We start from the raw sequence: 23,440 nt of genomic DNA, 5'->3' as shown, positions 1-23,440 counted from the left end.
TTATACGGACGCGGCGGCGCCGGACAACCATGCCCGCAGATCGGGGATTGCCAGCCCTTCCAGGCTGTCCAGAACGGCCGCGGCGCCGCCGAAATCCTGGCCCCGTGTGTAATCGCAGGGGGTGACGATTGTCGCCAGTCCGGCGCCGAGGGAGGCCTTCAGGCCGTTCTCCGAATCCTCGAAGGCCAGGCAGGCGGCGGCGGGCAGACCGAGCCGCTCTAGCACCCACAGGTAGATGTCCGGCGACGGCTTCTTGGCCGGCACCACGTCTCCGGCGCCGATCACCTCGAACCAGGCCATGGCCTGCGGGCCGAGGGTCGGCACCAGCAGGGCGGAGACATTCTCCGGCGTGGTGGTGGTGGCGACGGCCAGGCGCAGGCTGGCCGCGCGGGCTTCACGGAGCAGGCGCGCCACGCCCGGCCGCAGCGGAATGGCGCCGGATGCGGCCAGTTGCGTGTAGTGCCGCGTCTTCGCCCTGTGCAGCGCCGCCACGCGCTCGGCGTAGTCCGGCAGATTGGCGAAGTCGGGCCGGTGGCGGGCGACGAAATGGGCGATGCGCTCCTTGCCGCCGGTGACGGCCAGCAATTCGCCGTAGAGCGCCTCGTCCCAGTGCCAGTCGAGGCCGGCCTCGCGGAAGGCGGCGTTGAAGGCGGGGCGATGGCCGTCGCGCTCGGTGTCTGCCAGTGTCCCATCGACGTCGAAAATCAGTGCCTGCAGCACGGCGCTATTCGCGGACATAGGGGCGGTCCTTGCTCGCCTGGTCCTCGCGATAGGGAAACTTGACGTGGCCGTAGCGGATGGCCAGCACGGCGAGGGTGAGCAGCAGGATGGCGCCCGCCGTCGCCATCACGCGCAGCTCGGTGAGCTCCTTGATGTCGAGGATCAGGTAGCGCGCCAGGGCCACCATGGCGATGTAGAGCGGATAGCGCACCGGGATGTGGCCGGAACGGAAGTACTGGCCGATCATCGCCAGCACTTCGAGGTAGAGGAACATCAGCAGCAGGTCGGCCAGGGTGACCTTGCGCGCCTCGATCATCACCGCCGCCTCCTGCCAGATCGCCACGGTGGTGGCGAAGGCGATGATCAGCAGGCCGGCGAGTTCGACGATGTCGAGGCCGCCGCTGAAGAATTTGCGGATGCGGTCGAGGGTGTGGGAGCGGATGTCCATGGTAGTCTCCAAACGGCGGGAGCCGCTCTGGGCGGCTCCCGCATCGTACCGGAACGGTGCTTACTTGACGACCTGGTTCAGCTCGCCTTTCCGGTAGCGCTCGGCCATCTTCTCCAGCGAGACCGGCTTGATCTTGGCGGCCTGGCCGGCGCAGCCGAAGGCCTCGTAGCGCGCCTTGCAGATTTCCTTGGCGGCCTTCTGCGCGTCGGCGAGGAACTTGCGCGGGTCGAACTCGGCGGGCTTCTCGGCCATGTGGCGGCGCATGGCGCCGGTCATGGCGAGGCGGATGTCGGTGTCGATGTTCACCTTGCGCACGCCGTGCTTGATGCCGGTGACGATCTCCTCGACCGGCACGCCGTAGGTCTCCTTCATCTGGCCGCCGTACTTGCGGATGATCTCCAGCCACTCCTGCGGCACGCTGCTGGAGCCGTGCATCACCAGGTGGGTGTTGGGGATGCGGGCGTGGATCTCCTTGATGCGGTCGATGGCGAGGATGTCGCCGGTCGGCTTGCGCGTGAACTTGTAGGCGCCGTGCGAGGTGCCGATGGCGATGGCCAGCGCGTCGCACTGGGTCTTCTGCACGAAGTCGGCGGCCTGGTCCGGGTCGGTGAGCAGGTCCTCGCGCTTCATGGTGCCCTCGGCGCCGTGGCCGTCTTCCTTGTCCGCCTTCATGGTCTCGAGCGAGCCGAGCACGCCGAGCTCGGCCTCGACGGTGACGCCGATGGCGTGGGCGAAGTCGACCACCTTGCGCGAGGTCTCGACGTTGTACTCGTAGGAGGCGGGCGTCTTGCCGTCCTCCATCAGCGAGCCGTCCATCATGACGCTGGAGAAACCGGAGCGGATCGCCGCCATGCACACCGCCGGCGACTGGCCGTGGTCCTGGTGCATCACCACGGGGATGTGCGGATAGGCCTCGATGGCCGCCTCGATCAGGTGGCGCAGGAAGGCCTCGCCGGCGTATTTGCGCGCGCCGGCCGAGCCCTGCATGATCACCGGGCTGCCGGTCTCGTCGGCGGCCTCCATGATGGCACGCACCTGTTCCAGGTTATTGACGTTGAAGGCGGGCAGGCCGTAGCCGTTTTCCGCGGCGTGGTCCAGCAGTTGGCGCATCGATACGAGTGGCATGGCGTGGTCTCCTTGATTTGGAATGGGAAGGCTTACAGGCTGCTGCGCCCGGTCGAGTAGCTGTGCTCGCCGACGCGCACGATCTTCATGGTGTTGGTGCCGCCCGGCGTGCCGATCGGTTCGCCGACGGTGAGCACGATGGTGTCGCCGGGCTGCACGGCGCCGGCGCGGATGAGTTCTTCCTCGGCTTCGCGCAGCGCCTCCTCGCGGTCGTGGCCGACGTAGCGCATCAGCAGCGGGAAGACGTCGCGGTACAGGCTCATGCGGTAGCGGCTGCGGATCTCCGGCGTCAGGGCGTATATCGGCACGCCGCAGTTGATGCGCGACATCCACAGCGCCGTCGAGCCGGACTGGGTCAGCGCGGCGATGGCCTTCACCTTGAGGTGGAAGGCGGTGAACAGGGCGGCCATGGCGATCGACTGGTCGATGCGCGTGAACACCCGGTCGAGGAAATGCCGGTCGAGGGTGATCTCCTCGGATTTCTCCGCCTCGACGCAGATGCGCGCCATGGCCTCGATGGTCTCCACCGGATACTTGCCGGCTGCCGTCTCCGCCGAGAGCATGACGGCGTCGGTGCCGTCGAGCACGGCGTTGGCGACGTCGGAGACCTCGGCGCGCGTCGGCACCGGGCTGGAGATCATAGATTCCATCATCTGGGTGGCGGTGATGGCGACCTTGTTGTGCTCGCGCGCCACGCGGATCATGCGTTTCTGCAGCGCCGGCACGGCGGCGTCGCCGACTTCGACGGCGAGATCGCCGCGCGCCACCATGATGGCGTCGGCGGCCTCGAGGATCTCCTCCAGCGCGGCGATGGCCTCCACGCGCTCGATTTTCGCTATGATCAGCGCATCGGAGCCGGCGGCGGCGAGCAACTCGCGCGCCTGGCGGATGTCGGCGCCGGATTTCGGAAAGGACACGGCGACATAGTCGGCATGGAATTCCGCCGCCAGCTTGATGTCATCGCGGTCCTTGTCGGTGAGGGCGGGGGCCGAGAGGCCGCCGCCCTGACGGTTGATGCCTTTGTTGTTGGACAGGGTGCCGCCGACGCGCACGCGGCAATGGATTTCGCGGCCGCGGATGGCTTCCACGTCGAGCACGAGGCGGCCGTCGTCGAGCAGCAGCACGGCGCCCGGCTCGACATCGCCCACCAGCTCGGGATAGTCGAGGCCGACGCGGGTGGCGTCGCCCAGCTTGCAGGTCGCGTCGAGGATGAAGGGGGCGCCGTTGGCGAGCTCGACCTTGCCCTCGGCGAACTTGCCGACGCGGATCTTCGGCCCCTGCAGGTCCACCATGACGCCGACCGTGCGGCCGACCTTGCGCACGCAGTCGCGGACGAGCTCGACGCGCCTGCGGTGGTCGTCGTGCGTGCCGTGCGAGAAGTTCAGTCGGACGACGTCCACGCCCGCCTGGATCATGCGGGTGAGGACGCCGGTTTCGGAGGAGGCCGGTCCGAGGGTGGCGACGATCTTCGTCGAGCGTTGCATCGCCGGGGGTGTTCAGTCCTTGGCCCGCTGCTCGAGAATGTCCACCGCGGGCAGGACCTTGCCCTCGAGGAACTCGAGGAAGGCGCCGCCGGCCGTCGAGATGTAGGAGACCTTGTCGTAGATGCCGTACTTCTGGATGGCGGCGATGGTGTCGCCGCCGCCGGCCAGGGTGAAGGCCTTCGTCGCGGCGATGGCCGCGGCAATCTTCTTCGTGCCCTCGCCGAACTGGTCGAACTCGAAGACGCCGACCGGGCCGTTCCACACCACGGTGCCGGCCTTCATGATGATGTCGACCAGCGCCTGCGTGCTCTTCGGGCCGATGTCGAAGATCATGTCGTCGTCGGCCACGGCGCCGGCGTCCTTCAGCACGGCGGCTTCCGCGGCGTCGAACTTCTTGCCGCAGACCACGTCGACGGCTACCGGGATGGTGGCGCCGCGCTTGGCCATCTTCTCCATGAGGACCTTCGCCGTCGGCACCAGGTCGTCCTCGCACAGCGACTTGCCGACGTTCCTGCCGGTGGCCTTGAGGAAGGTGTTGGCGATGCCGCCGCCGACCACCAGCTGGTCGACCTTCTCGGACAGCGATTCTAGCACCGTCAGCTTGGTCGACACCTTGGAGCCGCCGACGATGGCGACCATCGGCCGGGCCGGGGCGAGCAGGGCCTTCGACAGGGCCTCCAGTTCCTCGGCCACCAGCAGGCCGGCGCAGGCCGCCGGCGCGAACTGGGCGATGCCGTAGGTGGTGCCCTCGGCGCGGTGGGCGGTGCCGAAGGCGTCCATGACGAAGAGATCGCAGAGGGCGGCGTACTTGCGGGCGGTCGTCTCGACGTTCTTCTTCTCGCCCTTGTTGAAGCGGCAGTTCTCCAGCAGCACCACTTCGCCGGCATTCACGTCGAAGCCGCCGTCGACCCAGTCGCGCACCAGGCGCACCGGCCGGCCCAGCTTGGCGGCCATCACGTCGGCGACCGGCTTGAGCGAGTTCTCCTCGGTGAACACGCCCTCCTCGGGGCGGCCGAGATGGGAGGTGACCATCACCTTCGCGCCGGCCTTCAGGCAGTGCTCGATGGTCGGCATGGAGGCGGTGATGCGGGCGTCGGAGGTGACCTTGCCGTCCTTGACCGGCACGTTGAGGTCGGCGCGGATGAAGACACGCTTGCCGGCGAGGTCGAAATCGGTGAGTTTCTTGAATTTCATGGCTGTCCGGGGAGGCGGCCGGCGCGCGGTGCGCGCCGGCCGCTGCAAGGAGAATTTACTTGGCGACGTGCTTGACGAAGCGCAGCATGTTGCAGGTGTAGCCGTACTCGTTGTCGTACCAGGAGACGACCTTGACGAAGGTCTTGTCCAGGGCGATGCCGGCGTCGGCGTCGAAGATCGACGGCTGCGAATTGCCGCGGAAATCGGTGGCGACGACCTTGTCCTCCGTGTAGCCGAGAACGCCCTTCAGCGCGCCTTCGGAGGCGGTCTTCATGGCCTTGCAGATGTCCTCGTAGGAGGCTTCCTTGTTCAGCTCGACGGTGAGGTCGACCACCGAGACGTCGGAGGTCGGCACGCGGAAGGCCATGCCGGTGAGCTTCTTGTTGAGCTCGGGCAGCACCACGCCGACGGCCTTGGCGGCGCCGGTCGAGGACGGGATGATGTTCTCGAGGATGCCGCGGCCGCCGCGCCAGTCCTTGGAGGAGGGGCCGTCGACGGTCTTCTGCGTCGCCGTGGCGGCATGCACGGTGGTCATCAGGCCGCGCTTGATGCCCCAGTTGTCGTGCAGCACCTTGGCGACGGGGGCCAGGCAGTTGGTGGTGCAGGAGGCGGCGGAGACGATCTTCTCGCCGGCGTACTTCTCGTGGTTCACGCCGTAGACGAACATCGGCGTGTCGTCCTTCGACGGGGCCGACTGGACGACCTTCTTGGCGCCGGCGTCGAGGTGCTTCTGGCAGGTGTCCTTGGTCAGGAAGAAGCCGGTGGATTCGATGACGATGTCGGCGCCGACCTCGCCCCACTTCAGGTTGGCSGGATCCTTCTCGGCGGTCAGGCGGATCTTCTTGCCGTTCACGATCAGGTTGCTGCCCTCGACGGCGATGCTGCCGTTGAAGCGGCCGTGCACCGAGTCGTACTGCAGCATGTAGGCCAGGTAGCTGGGCTCGAGCAGGTCGTTTATGGCGACGACCTCGATCTCGGGAAAGTCCTTGGCGATGGCGCGGAAGGCCATGCGACCGATGCGTCCGAAACCGTTGATGCCGACTTTGATAGCCATGAGATGATCTCCAGATGGGAAGTTACAGAACCGATTTCACGGCCTTCGCGACGTTCTCCGCCGTGAAGCCGAATTCCTTGAACAGCACGCCGGCCGGTGCCGACTCGCCGAAGCGGTCGAGGCCGACCACCTTGCCTTCCAGTCCGACGTACTTGTACCAGCCGTCGGTGACGCCGGCTTCCACGGCGACGCGCGGCAAGCCTTTCGGCAGCACGCTCTCCCTGTAGGCGGCGTCCTGGCGGTCGAAGGCGTTGGTGTTGGGCATGGAGACGACGCGCACGGCGACGCCTTCCTGCGCCAGTGCTGCTTGCGCCTTGAGCGCGAGATCGATTTCCGAGCCCGTGGCGATGATCACCGCCTGGGCCTTGCCCTGTGCCTCGGAGAGCACGTAGCCGCCTTTTTCGATGTTGGCAAGCATGGCGTCGGTGCGCTTGACGAAGGGCAGGTTCTGACGCGACAGGCACAGCGCCGTCGGGCCGGCCTTCTTTTCCACCGCCTGGGTCCACGCCACCATCGTCTCGACGGTGTCGCAGGGGCGCCAGACGTCCATGTTCGGGATCATGCGCAGCGTGGCGGTCTGCTCGACCGGCTGGTGCGTCGGGCCGTCCTCGCCGAGGCCGATCGAGTCGTGCGTGAACACGTAGATCACGCGCTGCTTCATCAGCGCCGACATGCGGATGGCGTTGCGGGCGTATTCCGAGAACATCAGGAAGGTGCCGCCGAAGGGCAGGATGCCGCCGTGCAGGGCCATGCCGTTCATGATGTGCGACATGCCGAACTCGCGCACGCCGTAGGAGATGTAGTTGCCGGGCGTGCGGCCGGAGACGTGCTTGCAGCCTGCCCAGTTGGTCAGGTTCGAGCCGGTCAGGTCAGCCGAGCCGCCGACGAACTCGGGCAGGGCTGGCGCCAGGGCGTTGATGGCAATTTGGGAAGCCTTGCGCGTGGCGACGGTCTCGCCCTTGGCGTTGATCTCGGCAACGGCCTTCTGCGCATGCGCCGCCCAGCCGGCGGGCAGCTCGCCGGCCATGCGGCGCTGGTATTCGGCGGCCAGATCCGGGTAGGCCTTGGCATAGCGCTCGAACTTCTGGTTCCAGTCGGACTCCAGCGCGGCGCCCTTCTTGCGCGCGTTCCAGGCTTCGTAGACTTCCTGCGGGATTTCGAAGGGCGGGAACACCCAGCCCATGTGCGGACGGGCGGCGGCGATCTCGGCGTCGCCCAGCGGCGCGCCGTGCACGTCGTGGGTGCCGGCCTTGTTGGGCGCGCCCATGCCGATGCGGGTCCGGCAGCAGATCAGGGTCGGGCGGGAGGTTTCGGCCTTGGCCTTGTTGATGGCGGCGTGAAGGGCCTCGGGATCATGGCCGTTCACATTGGGGATCACCTGCCAGCCGTAGGCCTCGAAGCGGCGCGGCGTGTCGTCGGTGAACCAGCCCTCGACGTGGCCGTCGATAGAGATGCCGTTGTCGTCCCAGAAGGCGGTGAGCTTGCCCAGGCCCCAGGTGCCGGCGAGCGAGCAGGCCTCGTGCGAGATGCCCTCCATCAGGCAGCCGTCGCCGAGGAAAGCGTAGGTGCGGTGGTCGACGATCTCGTGGCCGGGCCGGTTGAACTCGGCGGCGAGCAACTTCTCCGCCATGGCCATGCCGACGGCGTTGGTGATGCCCTGGCCGAGCGGGCCGGTGGTGGTCTCGACGCCCGGCGTGTAGCCGTACTCGGGGTGGCCCGGCGTCTTCGAGTGCAGCTGGCGGAACTGCTTGATGTCGTCGATGGAGACGTCGTAGCCGGTCAGGTGCAGCAGGGCGTAGATGAGCATCGAGCCGTGGCCGTTGGAGAGCACGAAGCGGTCGCGGTCGGCCCACTTCGGGTTGGCCGGGTTGTGGCGCAGGTGGTGGTTCCACAGCACCTCGGCGATCTCCGCCATGCCCATGGGGGCGCCGGGGTGGCCGGACTTGGCTTTTTCGACCGCGTCCATGGCGAGGGCGCGGATGGCGCTGGTCAGGTTGTTGAACACCGGTGTCTCGAAGTCGCTGAAAGTGGCACTCTGGATGGACATCTGTTTCCCCTTGTTTCCTGAATCAGTGGTGCCCGCTGGAAAACTGCAAATTATCTTCCAAACCGGGCGGTTTTGGTAGTGAATGAACCTACGACTTCGGCGTCAGGCCTTCTTGCGCTTCTCCATCAGCTGCAGGATCAGCGGGGTGAGGACGAGCTGCATGGCCAGCTCCATCTTGCCGCCCGGCACCACGATGCAGTTCGGCCGCGACATGAAGGAGTCGTGGATCATCGTCAGCAGGTAGGGGAAGTCCACGCCGTGCGGGTCGCGGTAGCGGATCACCACGAAGGACTCGTCCAGCGTCGGTATGTCGCGGGCGACGAAGGGGTTGGAGGTGTCCACCACCGGCACGCGCTGGAAGTTGATGTGGGTGCGCGAGAACTGCGGCGTGATGTAGTGCACGTAGTCGTACATGCGGCGCAGGATGGTCTGGGTCACCGCCTCGACCGAGTAGCCGCGCGTGCTGGTGTCGCGGTGGATCTTCTGGATCCACTCGAGGTTCACCGTCGGCACCACGCCGACCAGCAGGTCGGTATGGCGGGCGACGTCCACCGTCTCGGTCTTGACGCCGCCATGCAGGCCCTCGTAGAACAGGCAGTCGGTGCCCAGGGGCAGGTCCTCCCAGGGCGTGAAGGTGCCCGGCTTCTGATTCCACGGCTCGGCCTCCTGCTCGTTGTGCAGGTAGTAGCGGCGCTTGCCGGCGCCGGTCTCGCCGTAGCCCTTGAACAGGGCCTCGAGCTCCTCGAACAGGTTGGCTTCGGGGCCGAAGTGGCTGATGTGCTCGCAGACACCGGCTTTTTCCGAGGCCTGGATGGCCTTCTTCATCTCCTCGCGGTCGTACTTGTGGAAGCTGTCGCCCTCGATGACGGCGGACAGGATGCTTTCGCGGCGGAAAATGTGCTCGAAGGACTTCTTGACCGTGGATGTGCCGGCCCCGGAGGAGCCGGTAATGGCGATGACGGGATGCTTGGCGGACATGGCTTACCCTTTGCTGATAGTTTGAATTCTTGGGCGGCAGGGCGCGACGAGGCGCGGCGGCCGACGATTGCAGGACTGTAATCGGGGCGATGCATAAGTTCCATTCAAAATTTGTTATGGAACGAATAAGAGAACTCTGATGATTAGGGCCTGTTCACGCTAATTCTGTCGGATGGGTTGTGGCCAGAAGCGTCGACTGCTAGGCGCGCGACGCTGTCAATGGCCATTCCCTTGACAAGGAGCGCAACGACGCAGCCGGCGCTTCTGGCCGCAACCCGGAGGGAACGGATCTTTCCGGGCGCATGGCCGCGTTGCGGCGGCTCGCCGTGGAATGACCACTGTCTTCGCCGCCGCGCCTTGCCCTGCATCCGGAAAGACCCGTTCGCACCGACAGAATTAGCGTGAACAGGCCCTACTTCGTCAGCGCCATGTACAGGAGCGGCAGCTTCTCCGGCAACTGCTCGACCCGGTCCAGCACCAGGTGTCGCCGCCCGAAAATCCCCTGCACGTAGTCGTCGGCCTTCGGGTCGAGGCTGAGGCAGAAGGTGTCGACGCCCTGGGCGGCCAGCTCGCCGACGGCCTTCCTGGCGTCGGCATGAAGATGTTCTGGATCGCGCACGTCGATGTCGGCCGGCTCGCCGTCGGTGAGCAGCAGCAGCAGCCGCTTGTCGGCCTGGCGCTGGGCCAGGGCCGCGCCGGCATGGCGCAGGGCGGCGCCCATGCGCGTCGACCAGCCGGCGCCGGCGGCGGCGAGCCGTCCCTTCACCGTGTCGTCCCAGCGCTCGGAGAAACCCTTGATGTGCAGGTAGCGCACCTCGTGGCGGGTGTTGGAATGGAAGCCGGCGATGGCGAAGGGATCGTTCAGGCGCTCGATGGCCATGCCGAGCAGCGAGACGGCTTCCTGCGAGAGTTCCAGCACGGTCTGCCCGCCGCCGGCGACCTTCTGGTTGAGCGATTCCGACAGGTCGAGCAGCAGCAGCACGGCGATGCTGCGCCCGCTCGTGCGGTGGTTCATGTTGATGCGCGGATCGGGCGTGACGCCGCTCCTGAAGTCGATCAGCGAGCGGATGGCGATGTCGAGGTCGAGCTCGGAGCCGTCCTCCTGGTAGCGGATGCGCTGCTTGTTCTGCGGCTTGATGAGGTCGAGCAGGCGCATCAGGCGGCGGGCGAGGGCGGCGTGCTTGTCCAGCAGGCGGTCGATCTTCGCCGCCTCGCCGGCCGGGTGCAGCGCCTCGTAGAGGCTGACCCAGTCCGGGCGGTAGGACTCCGTGGCCTGGTCCCACTCGGGATAGTGGCGCGGCGGCAGGCCCTGCGGCTCCTCCGTCTTGCTCGTCTCTTTCCGCGTGTCGAAGGCTTCCTCCTCGTCGCCTTCCTCGATGAAGGCCCACAGCTGGCGGTTGTCGTCGCGGTAGTCGACCACCGTGTCGTCGAAATGGATGCGCGGCAGCTGGTCGCCCGGGCGCCGCGTGCGCGCCACCCAGGCGAGCGCGAGTTCCGCCATCTCCGCCGTGCCGGAAGGCCCGTCGGCGAGCGCGGCCTGGAAGGCGGCGACGGTTTCATTCAGGACGGGATCGGCGTAGCCGTGGTTCGGGTCGAGGCAGGCGCGCGAGAGCATGGCGAGGCGGTGGCGCAGGCAGGACGTGGTTTCGGGATCGCAGGCGCCCTCGACCGGCTGCGGATGCAGGGCGAGCAGGTCGGGGGCGAGGCCGGGATACTCGCGCATCAGCAGGCAGTCGATGCGCGCGTCCTCGATGAACTCCACGGCGAGGCGCTGGAAGGGGCTCCAGTTGTCGGCGATCTGCGGCGCCGACCAGCGCCGGTGGCCGGCCATGTGCGCCAGCGTCGCGCGGTAGCGGTCGAGTCCCGAAATGCCGTTGCGCGCGTCGAGGACGTCGGGCAGGCGCATGCCGAGCCCGTCGTAGTAGGGCACGATCTGGCGCAGCTCGTGGTAGGCGTTCGAGTAGGGGACCAGCGGCTGCGGGTCGCGCCACAGCGCACGAAGATACAGGTCGAGGCGGCGCTCGGCGTCGGCGAACAGCGTGCCGTGGCGTTCGCGTTGCAGCACGGCGCGGCTGTCGGCGAGCGCCAGCTTGAAGTAGTCCTCCTGCTGCTGCGGGTGGTCGCCGTAGTGGCGGATACCGTAGTCGACCCAGTTCTGCAGCCCCGCCATCGGCAGCTGCTCGACGAGCTGCGGCGCCTGGCGGAAGAAGGCCGGCAGACCGGGGCTGGCGATCGTGGCGTGGCGGCCATGGATGGAGCCGGTGGTGCGCGCCATCAGGTCGCGCGCGATGTCCAGGTAGAAGGCGAGCTGCTCGCGCGAGGCGAGGCGCCGTGCGACCGGCGCCAGCGTCTGCAGGAAGGGCGCGATGGCGTGGCCGTTGGGCGAGGCCTGCAGGGCGCACGCGGTGGCCATCACCTCCTCGAGGACCGCGGCGCCGGCCGCCGCGGCGACTGCCGGCCAGGCCTCGAGGAAGGCCAGCACCGGCTCCGGCCCGCGGCCGAGGCGGCTGAGATATTTGGCCGCCGCCACGTAGGCATCCATTTCCCGTTTCGAGAACGCGGTCAGCGCCTCGTAGAGGCACTCCTCGAAGACGTCGGCCACCTGCGTGAAGCCGCAGTCCATCTCGCGCCACCAGGCTTGCACCTGGGGATGATGCATTTCACGCTTGCGTGCGTCGACGGGCTTGCTCATGTCGGCGAATCGCCGTGTTGTGGAGACTGACTTTTACGCGAAGATCGCGTCGACCGCGTGGTCGAGCGTGGCGCGGATGTCGGCGTCGTCGGTGATCGGCCGTGCCATCGCCGTGCGGCAGGCGGCGCGCGGGGCGACGCCGTGGCGGATGAGCTGGGCGGCATAGACGACCAGGCGGGTGGACACGCCCTCGGCGAGGCCGTGGCCCTTGAGGTTGCGCGCCTTGCCGGCGAGCTTCACCAGGCGGCCGGCGGTTTCCGCGTCGATGCCGGTCTCGCGCGCCACGATCTGTGCTTCCAGCGCCGGCTCCGGGTAGTCGAAGTCGAAGGCGGCGAAGCGCTGCTTGGTCGACTGCTTGAGGTCCTTCATCAGCGACTGGTAGCCGGGGTTGTAGGAGATCACCAACTGGAAGTCGGGATGGGCGGCGACCACCTCGCCCTTCTTGTCGAGCGGCAGCGTGCGGCGGTGGTCGGTGAGCGGGTGGATCACCACCGTAGTGTCCTGGCGCGCCTCGACGATCTCGTCGAGATAGCAGATGGCCCCGATGCGCGCCGCGGTGGTGAGCGGCCCGTCCAGCCAGCGTGTGCCCTCGCGGTCGAGCAGGTAGCGCCCGACCAGGTCGGAGGCCGTCATGTCCTCGTTGCAGGCGACGGTGATGAGCGGCTTGCCGAGCTTCCAGGCCATGTGCTCGACGAAGCGGCTCTTGCCGCAGCCGGTCGGGCCCTTCAGCATCACCGGCAGGCGCGCGGCGTAGGCGGCCTCGTAGAGCGCCACCTCGTCGCCCTGCGGCTGGTAGAAGGGTTCCTTGGCGATGCGGTACTGCTCGACGTCCTGACTCATGACGACCTCCGAATAAAAAAGCCCCTGCCCTTGCGGGTCAGGGGCTAACCGGTAATCCGACTGGTAAACGGATTACTTGTGACCTTTGAGCTTGTCGCGCCATCCCGGATAGAGCTTGTCGGCGTCCTGCGGGAACGACTCGAAGGCGCGGGCGAATTCCTTGTGCTGCTTGGCCCACTCGATCGGATCGGCCTTGGCCTTCCAGCAATCGTAGGCCTGGCGCAGCGAGATGGCGCCGGCGGCCGGGGAATCGATGTGGCCGTAGGAGCCGCCGCCGGCGGTGTTGATGACGTTGCCGTGGCCGAGGTTCTCGAAGAAGCCGGGCAGGCGCAGCGCGTTCATGCCGCCGGAGATGATCGGCGTGGTCGGCTTCATGCCGTACCACTTCTGGTTGTAGGCCGGGCCCTGGTACTCGTCGCGCTCGATGATGTAGGCGATGGCGCGGTCGTCCTTCTCGCCTTCCATCTTGCCGTAGCCCATGGTGCCGACGTGGATGCCGGAGGCCCCCTGCAGGCGGCTCATCTTGGCCAGCACGTAGGCGGTGTAGCCGCGCTTCGACTGGGGCGAGGTGACGGCGCCGTGGCCGGCGCGGTGGTAGTGCAGGTACTGGTTGGCGAAGCAGCGCCGCGCCGTGGTGACCATGCCGGGGCCGCCGACGTAGCCGTCGACCAGGAACGCCACCTTGTCGGCGTCGGGGCCGAAGGCCTCGAGGATGTACTCGCCGCGGGCGATCATTTCGTAGTGGTCGTCGGCGGTGATGTTGGCCGAGAAGATCTTGGCCTGGCCGGTCTCGTCCATGGCGCGCTTCATCGCGTCGTACACCAGCGGGATGGTCTTCTTCATCGGCGCGAAGACCTGGTTGCCCTGCGGTTCGTCGTTCTTGATGAAGTCACCGCCGAGCCAGAACTGGTAGGCGGCCTTGGCGAAGGGCTCCGGGCGCAGGCCGAGCTTGGGCTTGATGATGGTGCCGGCGATGTAGCCGCCGTCCTTGACCGGGCGGCCGAGGATGCGCCACATGTCCGAGATGTCCTTGGCCGGGCCGTCGAACAGCTGGATGGCGCGCTCGGGCATGTAGAAGTCGTACATCTTGGCGTACTCGATGTCGCCCATGCCCTGGTTGTTGCCGATGGTCAGCGTCAGGAAGGAGACGATCATCATGCGGCCGTCGCTGACGTTGCGGTCGAAGAGGTCGATCGGGTAGGCGATGCGCATCTCCTCGGCCGCCTCGTCGATGTGGTAGACCAGGGCGTCGACGCCCTTGGTGAACTCGTCGGTGGTGCTCACCTCGACGTTGGTGCCGGTGGACGACTCGGCGGCGAAGTGGGCGGCGGCCGAGAGATAGCCGTAGCCGGCCTTCGGCTTCATCTTGTAGGCGCAAAGAATGTGCTTGCCGCCCTTGATGAGGTCCTCTTCCCTGAGGCTCAGGTCGGCGTAGCGGTTCGACTGGTCCATGTGCTCTCCTTGTGTCGCGGTCGTTTGTGTATGGGGCGCACTCTATTCCCGAAAATCCATAAGGTGAACTAAATGTTTGTTATGGTATTCTTGCACTGTTCCTTATGGACGATTTCAGGACGATCCGACCATGCACCTGACCCTGCGCCAGTTGAAGATTTTCGAGGCGGTGGCCCGCCACCTGTCGTTCTCGCGCGCCGCCGACGAGCTGCACCTGACCCAGCCCGCCGTGTCCATGCAGGTACGGAGCCTGGAGGCGGCGGCGGGACTGCCGCTCACCGAGCAGGTCGGCAAGCGCGTCTTCCTCACCGAGGCCGGCGAGGAGCTGGCGCGCCACGCCCGCGTCATCGCCCAGCAGCTGCGCGAGGCCGAGGAGGCGCTGCTGGCCATGAAGGGCTTGCGCGGCGGTCGCCTCAACATCGGCGTGGTGTCCACCGCCAAGTATTTCGCGCCGCGCCTGCTCACGGCCTTCCGCCAGCTGCACCCGGAGGTCGAGCTGCGCCTCGGCGTGCACAACCGCGGCGAGATCGTGCAGCAGCTCGTCGACAACGACATCGACCTTGCCATCATGGGGCGCCCGCCGCAGGAGCTGGAGACGGTGTCGGAGCCGTTCGCCGAGAACCCGCTGGTCTTCGTCGCGGCGCCGGACCATCCGCTGGCGGGGGCGAAGCGCATCGCGCCGAAGCAGCTGGCGGAGGAAAGCTTCCTGCTGCGCGAGCCCGGCTCCGGCACGCGGGCGGCGATGGAGCGCTTCCTGGCGGAGAACGGCGTCGTGCCGCAGCGCACCGTGGAGATGACCAGCAACGAGACCATCAAGCAGGCGGTGATGGCCGGCATGGGCATCTCCTTCATCTCGGAGCGCACCATCGTGCTAGAGCTGGCCACCGGCCACATCGCCCGCCTGAATGTGACGGGCACCCCGCTCAAGCGCCACTGGTTCGTGGTGCATCGCGCCGAGAAGCGCCTGCTGCCGGTGGCGGAGGCCTTCCGCCAGTTCCTGCTGAAGGAGAGCGGCGGGCTCGACGAGCCGCCGGCGAAGGTCGCGGCTAGCGCCGCGAGCGGATCCAGTCGCGCCAGGCCGCAAAAAGCTGCGGATCGACGGCAGCGATGACGGAGCGCTTCCACAGGTCGTCGGCGTCGAAATCGTCCTTCTTCAGGGTGCACATGCGCCCGCCCGCCTCCTCCAGGATCAGGCGGCCGGCGGCGTAGTCCCACAGCTTCTGGCCGCCGTGCAGCAGCAGGTCGAGCCGGCCTGCGGCGGCATAGGCCCATTCCAGGGTGCTGCAGCCGAAGTTGCGCTGCGAGTAGTAGGGTGGCCGCGTGGCGAGGTCGTCGCCGAGTTTCTTCGGGATGCGCTTGAAGTCGACGCCGGCGACGCACTCGGCGAGGCTGGCCGCCGGCGCCCGCAGCGGCAGGCGCAGGCCGTTCATGATGGCGCCGCCGCCGCGCGAGGCGAAGAACATCTCGCGCGTCGCCGGGTTGTAGACCACGCCGACGACGGCGCGGCCCTCGACGAAATAGGCCACCGAGATGGCGAAGAAGGGCAGGCCGGCGACGAAATTGGTCGTGCCGTCGATGGGATCGACCACCCACAGCCCCTCGGCGCCTTCGTTCCAGAGCCGGTGCTGCTCGGCCTCGCCCATCTCCTCCTCGCCCAGCATCGGGCGCTCGCGCAGGCGCTGCAGCCGCTCGGCCAGCGCGCGCTGGGCGGCAATGTCGACTTCCGTGAAGATGGTGCCGTCGGCCTTGTGCTCGCGCACCACCTGCAGGTAGCGCGGCATCACCACCTGGGCGGCGACCTCGCGCACCACCTGGGTGACTGCCGCGGCGAGTTCGTACCAGGGCGAGCTCACCTTGCTTCATCCTTCCATTTGATCGAGCAGCCCATGCTCGGGATCTGCTCGCGCGGTCCCCGGCCGGTCTGCGCTACCTGCAGCATGGCCTCGAACAGATCGCGCCGTGCCGCCGGGACTGACTCTTTCCGCGAGGCGTCGAGGCGGCCGCGGTACTGCAGTTCCAGCGCGGCGTTGAAGCCGAAGAAGTCCGGCGTGCACACCGCGCCGTAGGCCTTCGCCACTTCCTGCGTCTCGTCGAGGACGTAGGGGAAGGGGAATTCCATGCGATTCGACACCGCCACCATGTTGTCCCAGGCATCCTCGGGGTAGTCGGTCGGATCGTTCGACATGACCGCAATCGACCCCACCCCGTGCGCCGCCAGTTCGCGGCAGTCGCGCACGATGCGGTCGAGCACCGCCTGGACGTAGGGGCAGTGGTTGCAGATGAACATCACCAGCAGGCCATTGGGGCCGCGTGCGCTGGCCAGGCCGTGTCGGCGACCGTCGGTGCCGGGCAGGTCGAAGTCGGGGGCCTTCCAGCCGAAGTCGCAGATGGGGGTGGTGAGGCTGACCATGATGCGGTGGGAAAAAAGTGAAGGCTGCGGAATAATAGCACGATGACTTCGCGCTTCTTCTGTCCGCAACCGCTGGTGCCGAACAGCCTGGCCGAACTGCCGTCGGACGCCGCGCACCACGCGCTGCGCGTGTTGCGGCTGTCCGTCGGCGATGCCGTGACGCTGTTCAACGGCGAGGGCGGCGAGTATCCCGGCCGGATCGCCGAGGCCGGCCGCGCCGTGCGCGTGCGGCTGGGCGATCGGCTTGCCGTCGAGCGAGAGTCGCCCCTGGAACTGGTGCTGGCGCAGGCGCTGCCCTCCGGCGACAAGATGGACTTCGTCGTGCAGAAGGCCGTCGAGCTGGGTGCCGCGCGCATCCAGCCGCTGCTGGCGGCGCGCAGCGTGGTGCGGCTGTCGGGCGAGCGCGCCGCGCGTCGCGTCGAACACTGGCGCCAGGTGGTCATCTCCGCCTGCGAGCAGTGCGGCCGCAACCGGCTGCCGGAAATCGCGCCGATTCTTGATCTGCGGCAATGGCTCGGCCGCCTGCCGCAGGACAATGAAATGAATAGGCTGCTGCTCTCGCCGCAGGGCGGGCGCCGGCCGCGCGAGATGGCCGGCAGCCGCTACCTGCTGCTGGTCGGGCCCGAAGGCGGACTGGACAAGGAGGAGGCGGCGGCGGCCAGGCTGGCGGGATTTGCGGACCTGGCGCTCGGGCCGCGCGTCCTGCGTACGGAAACGGCGGGCCCTGCCGCGCTGGCTGCGCTGGGCGCGCTTTACGGCGACATCTGAGGGGAGGTTCTGATTATGTTCGAATCGGCGGAACTGGGGCACAAGATCAGCAAGGAGGTCTTCGACAAGGAGGCGCCGAAGCTGCGCGCCGACCTGCTCGATGCGCAGTTCGACGTCGGCGAGTTGAAGAAATTTCCCGTCATCATCCTCATCAACGGCGTAGACGGCGCCGGCAAGGGCGAGACGGTGAACCTGCTCAACGCCTGGATGGACCCGCGCCACATCCAGACCCACGCCTTCCCGCCGCCCTCCGACGAGGAGCGCGAGCGGCCCTTCATGTGGCGCTTCTGGCGTGCGCTGCCGCCGCGGGGCAAAATCGGCATCCTCTTCGGCAACTGGTACACCGACCCCATCGTCAACCGCGTGCTGAAGAAGACCAAGGCGGCCGACCTCGACCAGTCCATCGAGGAGATCAACCGCTTCGAGCAGATGCTCGCCGACGAGGGCGCGCTGATCCTGAAGTTCTGGTTCCACCTCTCCAAGGATGCGCAGCGCAAGCGCCTCAAGGCGCTGGAGAAGGACAAGGACACGCGCTGGCGCGTCACCGAGGCGGACTGGGAGCACTTCAAGATCTACGACAAGTTCCGCGCCGTCTCCGAGCACACGCTGCGCCACACCAGCACCGGCGTGGCGCCGTGGATCGTCGTCGAGGGCACCGACGAGCAGTACCGCTACCTCACCGTGGCGAAGATCCTGCTCGACGCCATGAGGAAGCGCGTCGACCAGGAGAAGAAAGGCGCGCGCCGCGTCGCCGTCAGCGCGCCGCCGCCGCCGCCCGCCGCCGACCGGCGCGACCTCATCAACTCGCTCGACATGAAGCTGGCGCTGACCAAGAAGAAATTCGACAAGGAGCTGGAGAAGTACCAGGGGCGGCTGAACCTGCTCACGCGCAACCCGAAGTTCAAGGCGCGCTCGCTGATCTGCGTCTTCGAGGGTTCGGACGCCGCCGGCAAGGGCGGCAGCATCCGCCGCATCACCGGCGCGCTGGATGCGCGCCAGTACGCCATCGTGCCGATCGCCGCGCCGACCGAGGAAGAGCGCGTCCAGCCCTACCTGTGGCGCTTCTGGCGGCACGTGCCGCGCATCGGCCGCGTCACCATCTTCGACCGCTCCTGGTACGGCCGGGTGCTGGTCGAGCGCGTCGAGGGCTTCGCCCGCGAGGAGGACTGGATGCGCGCCTACGCCGAGATCAACGACTTCGAGGACCAACTGGTGAGGAGCGGCGCCATCGTCGCCAAGTTCTGGCTGGCCATCACCGCCGAAGAGCAGCTCAAGCGCTTCAAGGAGCGCGAGAAGACCCGCTTCAAGCGATTCAAGATCACCGAGGAGGATTGGCGCAACCGCAAGAAGTGGGACGACTACGAGCAAGCCGTCTGCGACATGATCGACCGCACCAGCACCGAGATCGCGCCGTGGACCCTGGTCGAGGCCAACGACAAGCTGCATGCCCGCATCAAGGTGCTGAAGACGCTCTGCGATCGTCTCGAGGACGCCCTGTAATGAATGCCTGAGACGCCGATGAACGGCGGCAAAGCAGGGCACAACGGCACGGGGGCGTGAAATATTTCCGCCCCCGTGCTATTTTCATGGGCTAAAATCCAAGCAAAACATTGGCTTGGCCTTGCTGTTTAACGACATTTCTCGACACGCCGACATGACAGCGCCCGAACCCACCCGGCAATACGTCTCCTGGTTCCGCCAGGCGGCGCCCTACATTCACGCCTTCCGCGGCCGCACCTTCGTCATCGGCTTCGACGGCGAGGTGGCCCAAGGCGCCCTGGCGCAGGCGCTGGCGCAGGACTGCAACCTGCTCGCCGCACTCGGCATCCGTCTGGTGCTGGTGCATGGCGCGCGGCCGCAGATCGAGGCCGAGCTCGCGCGGCGCGGCCTCAAGGCGAAGTACCACAAGGGCCTGCGCGTCACCGATGCCGCGGCGCTGGAGTGCGTCAAGGCGGCGATGGGCGTCACGCGGCTGGAGATCGAGGCACTGCTCTCGCAGGGGCTGCCCAACACGCCGATGGCGGGCGCCTGGATGCGCGTCACCGGCGGCAACTTCATTACCGCCAAGCCGGTCGGCGTCGTCGACGGCATCGACTACCAGTACACCGGCGCAGTGCGCAAGATCGTCGCCAACGAGATCAGCGCCGACCTCGACCAGCAGAACGTCGTCCTGATCAGCCCGATCGGCGTTTCGCCCGCCGGCGAGATATTCAACCTCAGCATGGAAGAGGTCGCCGAGTCGGTGGCCGTCGCCCTGCAGGCCGAGAAGCTCATCTTCCTGTGCGATGCGCCCGGCGTCACCGACCGCCGTGGCCAGCTCATCGATGCGATCACCGCCGACGAAGCCGAGCAGGTGCTGCGCAAGCCGAAGCGCCTGACCGAGGATCTCGGCCTTTACCTGCCCTGCTGCATGCGCGCCACCCGCGCCGGCGTCAAGCGCGCCCACCTGGTCGACCGCGACGTCGACGGCGGCCTGCTGCTCGAGCTGTTCACCCACGAGGGCGTCGGCACGGTCGTCACGCGCGACCCGCTGGCGCGCCTGCGCGAGGCGACCATCGACGACGTCGCCGCCATCGTCGGCCTGATCGCCCCGCTGGAGGCGGACGGCACGCTGGTGCGGCGCGGCCGCGAACTGCTGGAGATGGAAATCGGCCGCTTCTCCGTGCTCGAGCACGACGGCGTGATCCTCGGCTGCGCCGCCCTGTATCCGTTCAGCAAGGACAAGGCGGCGGAGCTCGCCTGCCTGGCCGTCAATCCCGATTACCGCCGCGTCGGCTACGGCGAGCAGCTGCTGCACTACATGGAGGTGCGGGCGCGCAAGGCCGGCCTGAAGAAGCTGTTCGTGCTGACGACGCGCACCTCCCACTGGTTCATCGAGCGCGGCTTCAAGGAAGCCGGCGTCGACTCCCTGCCGCGCGAGAAGCGCGAGCTCTACAACTGGCAACGTCGTTCCAAGGTGCTGGGCAAGGCCTTGTAGGAAAGGTCGGCATGCTGGAAGCCCTCAAGGGCATGGCCGCTTCGCTGCGCTTCCGCCTCATCGCGGCGGCCTGCTTCGTCCTGGTGCTCGTGCTGTGGGTGCAGGTCGCCAACAGCGTGCGCCTGCTCGACGATGCGTTGATTGCACGGGAGAACCTCCACCTGGCGGAATTGCAGGTCCTCCACAATGCCTCCCTTGCCGTGCCGTTGGCCGAGCGCGACTACGTCAAGCTGACGCGCCTGGTCAGGCAGCTGGGGCAGCAGGAGGGCACCAGCTACGTCGTGCTGCAGGATGCCGCCAGGCGCATCGTTGCGGCGGAAGGCTGGGATCCCGCCCAACCGCTGCCGACCTCCATGGAAGACTTCTCCAGCCTGCCGCGCGAGGCCGAGCGCTTCGACGGCGTCACCGTGCTGCGCATCGGCGACCGCGAGATCGGCAGCGTGCGCTTCGGCATCGACACGCGCTACCTGCGCCAGGCCAGCGACCAGCTGCTGTGGCAGAGCGTCGCCATCGGCTGGGGCGCTTTCGTGCTGACCGTGATCTTGCTGGCCCTGATCGGCTACTGGCTGACGCGCAGCCTGCGCATCCTGCAGCGCGGCGCCGCTGCGCTGGAAAGCGGCGAGACCACCGTGCGCCTGCCGGTCGGCAGCAACGACGAAGTCGGCGCGCTGACGCGGGCCTTCAACCGCATGTCGCAGGCGCTCGACGAGCGCGTCGAAGCGCTGAAGAAGAGCGAGGCGCGCTTCCATGCCATCGCCGACTACACCTACGGTGTCGAGGGCTGGTTCAACCCGCAGGGCCGCCTCATCTGGATCAACCGCTCGGTCGAACGCATCACCGGCTACACGCCGCTCGAGTGCCTGCTCTCGAACAACCTGGTGGACATGCTGGTGTTCGACAAGGACCGCAAGCTGGCACTCGAGGTCGCGCTCAAGGCCCTGCGCGGCAGCACCGGCGACAACTTCGAGGTGCGCCTCAAGCGCAAGGACGGCAGCGTCGTATGGACGGTGCTCAACTGGCAGCCGCTCAACAGCCCGACCGGCGAGTACCTTGGCCTGCGCGTCTCGGGGGACGAAATCCAGGGCCGCAAGGAGGCCGAACTGAAGCTGCTCGACACGGTGGTCGAGCTGCGCCGCGCGCAGGCGCTCAAGGAATACTACCTGACCAACAGCAACGAGGAGCGCTCGCGCCTGGAAGCCCTGCTCAACGTCATGAAGATCGGCGTGCTCTTCGCCGACGGCAACCACCGCGTCGTCTACATCAACAACGCCTGCCGCGACATCTGGAAGCTGCCGCGCGACGAGAACCTGGCGGGGCTGCGCGACAGCAGCATGATCGACCGCATGGCCCGCCTGTGCAAAGAGGACGTCGCCTTCCGCAGGCATATCGAGGAGGTGCTGGCCGGCGAGGAAGTCAGCGGCGCCTACGAAATCGGCTTGCAGGACGGCCGCATCATCACCGACATCTCCGCCCTCGTGCCCGGCGACAAGCCCGGCCGCTTCATCGGCCGCGTCTGGATCTACGAGGACGTCACCCGCCAGAAGCAGCTCGAGGCCCAGCTCATCCAGCTGGCCGAGCGCGACCCGCTCACCAACCTCTACAACCGCCGCCGCTTCCACGAGGAGATCGAGCGCATCATCGCCGACGCCTCGCGGCGCAAGGCCCAGGCCGGGCTGCTCGCCGTCGACCTCGACGGCTTCAAGCCGATCAACGACGAGTTCGGCCACCAGGCCGGCGACGTCGTCCTCATGCGCCTGGCCGAGGAGGTTGGCGCCATCGTCCGCCGCAACGAGATCTTCTTCCGCGTCGGCGGCGACGAATTCGCCATCCTGGCGCCGGATGCTGACGAGGAGGAAATGGTCGGCCTGGCCCGCCGCGTCGGCGGCAAGATCGCCGACATGCGGTTCAATTTCGCCGGACGTGACGTCCAGCTTACCGCCAGCCTCGGCATCGCGCTCTATCCCAAGCACGCCGCCAGCAGCGAGGAAATCATCGCCCGGGCCGACTCCGCCATGTACCAGGCCAAGATGAGCGGCAAGAACCGCTGGGCGGTATTCGGGAGCGCGAAGCTGCACTAGGGCCTGTTGATCTTCATTTGGCCGCAACCCGTTCGCACCGACCAAATGAAGATCAACAGGCCCTAAAGGGGTAAAATGCTCCATGCCGCCCGCTGCCGCGGGCGTTTCATCTCACGAAAGGAATCGCAATGGGCCGCATGGTGAAATGCGTCAAGCTGGGCCGCGAGGCGGAAGGCATGGACTTCCCGCCGGTGCCGGGCGAGCTGGGCAAGCGCATTTTTGAGAACGTCTCCAAGGAAGCCTGGCAGCAGTGGGTCAAGTTCCAGACGATGCTGATCAACGAAAACCGCCTCAGCCTGGCCGACGCCAAGGCGCGCAAATACCTCGCCGAGCAGATGGAGAAGCACTTCTTCGGCTCGGGCGCCGACCAGGTGCAGGGCTACGTGCCGCCGAAGTCCTGAGCCTTGCCGGAGACGCAAAAAAGCCGCGCCATGTGCGCGGCTTTTTTGTTTCGGGAAAAGTCAGTCTCTGCAATACGGCGATCAGCTTCGCTTCAGCGTCTTCACGCCGTCCGTCCCGGCCAGCAACGCGACGTCGGCCCCGCGCAGGGCGAAGAGGCCGTTGGTGACGACGCCTACTATTGCGTTGATGCGGGTCTCCAGCGCCTTCGGGTCGGTGATGGAAAGGCCCTTCACGTCGAGGATGATATTGCCGTTGTCGGTGGTGAAGCCTGAGCGCAGCACCGGCTCGCCGCCGAGCTTGGCCAGTTCGCGCGCGACGTGGGCGCGGGCCATCGGGATGACTTCGACGGGCAAGGGAAACCTGCCCATCGTCTGCACCAGCTTGGAAGCATCGGCGATGCAGATAAACTTCTGCGCCACGGCGGCGACGATCTTCTCGCGCGTCAGCGCGCCGCCGCCGCCCTTGATCATGGCCATGGATGAGTCGATCTCGTCGGCGCCGTCCACGTATACCGGGATGTCGGAGACGTCGTTGAGGTCGAGCACCTGGATGCCGTGGCCGGCGAGCCGCTTGGCCGTGGCTTCCGAACTGGCCACCGCGCCGGGGATGCGGTCCTTGATCCTGCCGAGCTCGTCGATGAAGTGGTTGGCCGTCGAGCCGGTGCCGACGCCGATGATGGCGCCGGGCACCACGTAGTCGATGGCGGCTCTTGCCACCGCCTGCTTGAGTTCGTCCTGGGTCATTTCATCCTGCCGATTGATGGGTTCGGCA

General features: G+C 67.2%; 20 protein-coding genes. 6 read left to right on the top strand and 14 right to left on the bottom strand.

The genetic code is table 11. The features are described 5' to 3' along the window. The 11 genes from ROZ00_10920 to ROZ00_10870 all read right to left on the bottom strand — a co-directional run bounded on the left by ROZ00_10920 (position 1) and on the right by ROZ00_10870 (position 14,034). Complete coding sequence (locus tag ROZ00_10920) at positions 1-738, bottom strand: HAD family hydrolase (protein ID MDT3736729.1); 738 nt, start codon at positions 736-738, stop codon at positions 1-3. Then, positions 725-1,168, bottom strand: a complete 444-nt coding sequence (locus tag ROZ00_10915; GenBank protein MDT3736728.1) for a phosphate-starvation-inducible PsiE family protein — start codon at positions 1,166-1,168, stop codon at positions 725-727. Before ROZ00_10915 ends, ROZ00_10920 begins: the two co-directional genes overlap by 14 nt. Positions 1,169-1,228: 60 nt before the next feature. Continuing rightward, positions 1,229-2,293: a class II fructose-bisphosphate aldolase gene (fba, locus tag ROZ00_10910; protein MDT3736727.1), complete on the bottom strand. Its 1,065-nt coding sequence runs from the start codon at positions 2,291-2,293 to the stop codon at positions 1,229-1,231. A gap of 32 nt (positions 2,294-2,325) precedes the next feature. After that, on the bottom strand, positions 2,326-3,777 hold the full coding sequence (gene pyk / locus ROZ00_10905; protein MDT3736726.1) for a pyruvate kinase: 1,452 nt from the start codon (positions 3,775-3,777) through the stop codon (positions 2,326-2,328). 12 nt (positions 3,778-3,789) lie between these two features. After that, on the bottom strand, positions 3,790-4,971 hold the full coding sequence (locus ROZ00_10900; GenBank protein MDT3736725.1) for a phosphoglycerate kinase: 1,182 nt from the start codon (positions 4,969-4,971) through the stop codon (positions 3,790-3,792). Between the two features lie 55 nt (positions 4,972-5,026). Next, complete coding sequence (gene gap / locus ROZ00_10895; GenBank protein ID MDT3736724.1) at positions 5,027-6,025, bottom strand: type I glyceraldehyde-3-phosphate dehydrogenase; 999 nt, start codon at positions 6,023-6,025, stop codon at positions 5,027-5,029. A gap of 22 nt (positions 6,026-6,047) precedes the next feature. Continuing rightward, on the bottom strand, positions 6,048-8,072 hold the full coding sequence (gene tkt / locus ROZ00_10890; GenBank protein ID MDT3736723.1) for a transketolase: 2,025 nt from the start codon (positions 8,070-8,072) through the stop codon (positions 6,048-6,050). Positions 8,073-8,174: 102 nt separating this feature from the next. Next, on the bottom strand, positions 8,175-9,050 hold the full coding sequence (locus ROZ00_10885; protein MDT3736722.1) for a phosphoribulokinase: 876 nt from the start codon (positions 9,048-9,050) through the stop codon (positions 8,175-8,177). Between the two features lie 412 nt (positions 9,051-9,462). Beyond that, entirely contained in the window at positions 9,463-11,742 is a 2,280-nt protein-coding gene (locus tag ROZ00_10880; protein ID MDT3736721.1) for a VWA domain-containing protein, read from the bottom strand. Positions 11,743-11,775: 33 nt separating this feature from the next. After that, positions 11,776-12,582, bottom strand: a complete 807-nt coding sequence (locus ROZ00_10875) for a CbbQ/NirQ/NorQ/GpvN family protein (protein MDT3736720.1) — start codon at positions 12,580-12,582, stop codon at positions 11,776-11,778. 72 nt (positions 12,583-12,654) lie between these two features. Further along, positions 12,655-14,034 (bottom strand): ribulose-bisphosphate carboxylase, encoded by a 1,380-nt coding sequence (locus ROZ00_10870; GenBank protein MDT3736719.1) that lies wholly within the window; start codon positions 14,032-14,034, stop codon positions 12,655-12,657. 130 nt (positions 14,035-14,164) lie between these two features. Here ROZ00_10870 and ROZ00_10865 point away from each other — a divergent pair, with 130 nt between their 5' ends. Next, a complete protein-coding gene (locus tag ROZ00_10865) occupies positions 14,165-15,145 on the top strand; it encodes a LysR family transcriptional regulator (protein ID MDT3736718.1) in 981 nt (326 codons plus the stop codon). On the opposite strand, the gene ROZ00_10860 is transcribed toward ROZ00_10865, so the two are convergent. Further along, positions 15,081-15,887 (bottom strand): inositol monophosphatase family protein, encoded by an 807-nt coding sequence (locus tag ROZ00_10860; protein ID MDT3736717.1) that lies wholly within the window; start codon positions 15,885-15,887, stop codon positions 15,081-15,083. The genes ROZ00_10865 and ROZ00_10860 overlap by 65 nt on opposite strands. Next, on the bottom strand, positions 15,884-16,444 hold the full coding sequence (locus tag ROZ00_10855; GenBank protein ID MDT3736716.1) for a thioredoxin family protein: 561 nt from the start codon (positions 16,442-16,444) through the stop codon (positions 15,884-15,886). Before ROZ00_10855 ends, ROZ00_10860 begins: the two co-directional genes overlap by 4 nt. 42 nt (positions 16,445-16,486) lie before the next feature. Here ROZ00_10855 and ROZ00_10850 point away from each other — a divergent pair, with 42 nt between their 5' ends. The 5 genes from ROZ00_10850 (at position 16,487) to ROZ00_10830 (ending at position 22,668) form a co-directional block, all read left to right on the top strand. Then, positions 16,487-17,212 carry a 16S rRNA (uracil(1498)-N(3))-methyltransferase gene (locus ROZ00_10850; protein MDT3736715.1) on the top strand — a complete coding sequence of 242 codons (726 nt, stop codon included), beginning with the start codon at positions 16,487-16,489 and terminating at the stop codon, positions 17,210-17,212. 15 nt (positions 17,213-17,227) lie between these two features. Next, complete coding sequence (pap, locus tag ROZ00_10845) at positions 17,228-18,712, top strand: polyphosphate:AMP phosphotransferase (GenBank protein ID MDT3736714.1); 1,485 nt, start codon at positions 17,228-17,230, stop codon at positions 18,710-18,712. Positions 18,713-18,866: 154 nt separating this feature from the next. Continuing rightward, on the top strand, positions 18,867-20,189 hold the full coding sequence (argA, locus tag ROZ00_10840; protein MDT3736713.1) for an amino-acid N-acetyltransferase: 1,323 nt from the start codon (positions 18,867-18,869) through the stop codon (positions 20,187-20,189). An 11-nt stretch (positions 20,190-20,200) separates the two neighbouring features. Next, positions 20,201-22,267, top strand: coding sequence for a diguanylate cyclase (locus tag ROZ00_10835; GenBank protein MDT3736712.1), 2,067 nt, complete (start codon positions 20,201-20,203; stop codon positions 22,265-22,267). A gap of 128 nt (positions 22,268-22,395) precedes the next feature. Further along, positions 22,396-22,668, top strand: coding sequence for an oxidative damage protection protein (locus ROZ00_10830; protein ID MDT3736711.1), 273 nt, complete (start codon positions 22,396-22,398; stop codon positions 22,666-22,668). Positions 22,669-22,749: 81 nt separating this feature from the next. On the opposite strand, the gene rpiA is transcribed toward ROZ00_10830, so the two are convergent. After that, positions 22,750-23,412, bottom strand: a complete 663-nt coding sequence (gene rpiA, locus ROZ00_10825; protein MDT3736710.1) for a ribose-5-phosphate isomerase RpiA — start codon at positions 23,410-23,412, stop codon at positions 22,750-22,752. Positions 23,413-23,440 lie beyond the last annotated feature (28 nt).

The sequence above is a fragment of the Denitratisoma sp. genome (assembly GCA_032027165.1).
Taxonomy (GTDB): Bacteria; Pseudomonadota; Gammaproteobacteria; order Burkholderiales; family Rhodocyclaceae; genus Desulfobacillus.
This window is presented reverse-complemented; position numbering and strand designations above follow the sequence as displayed.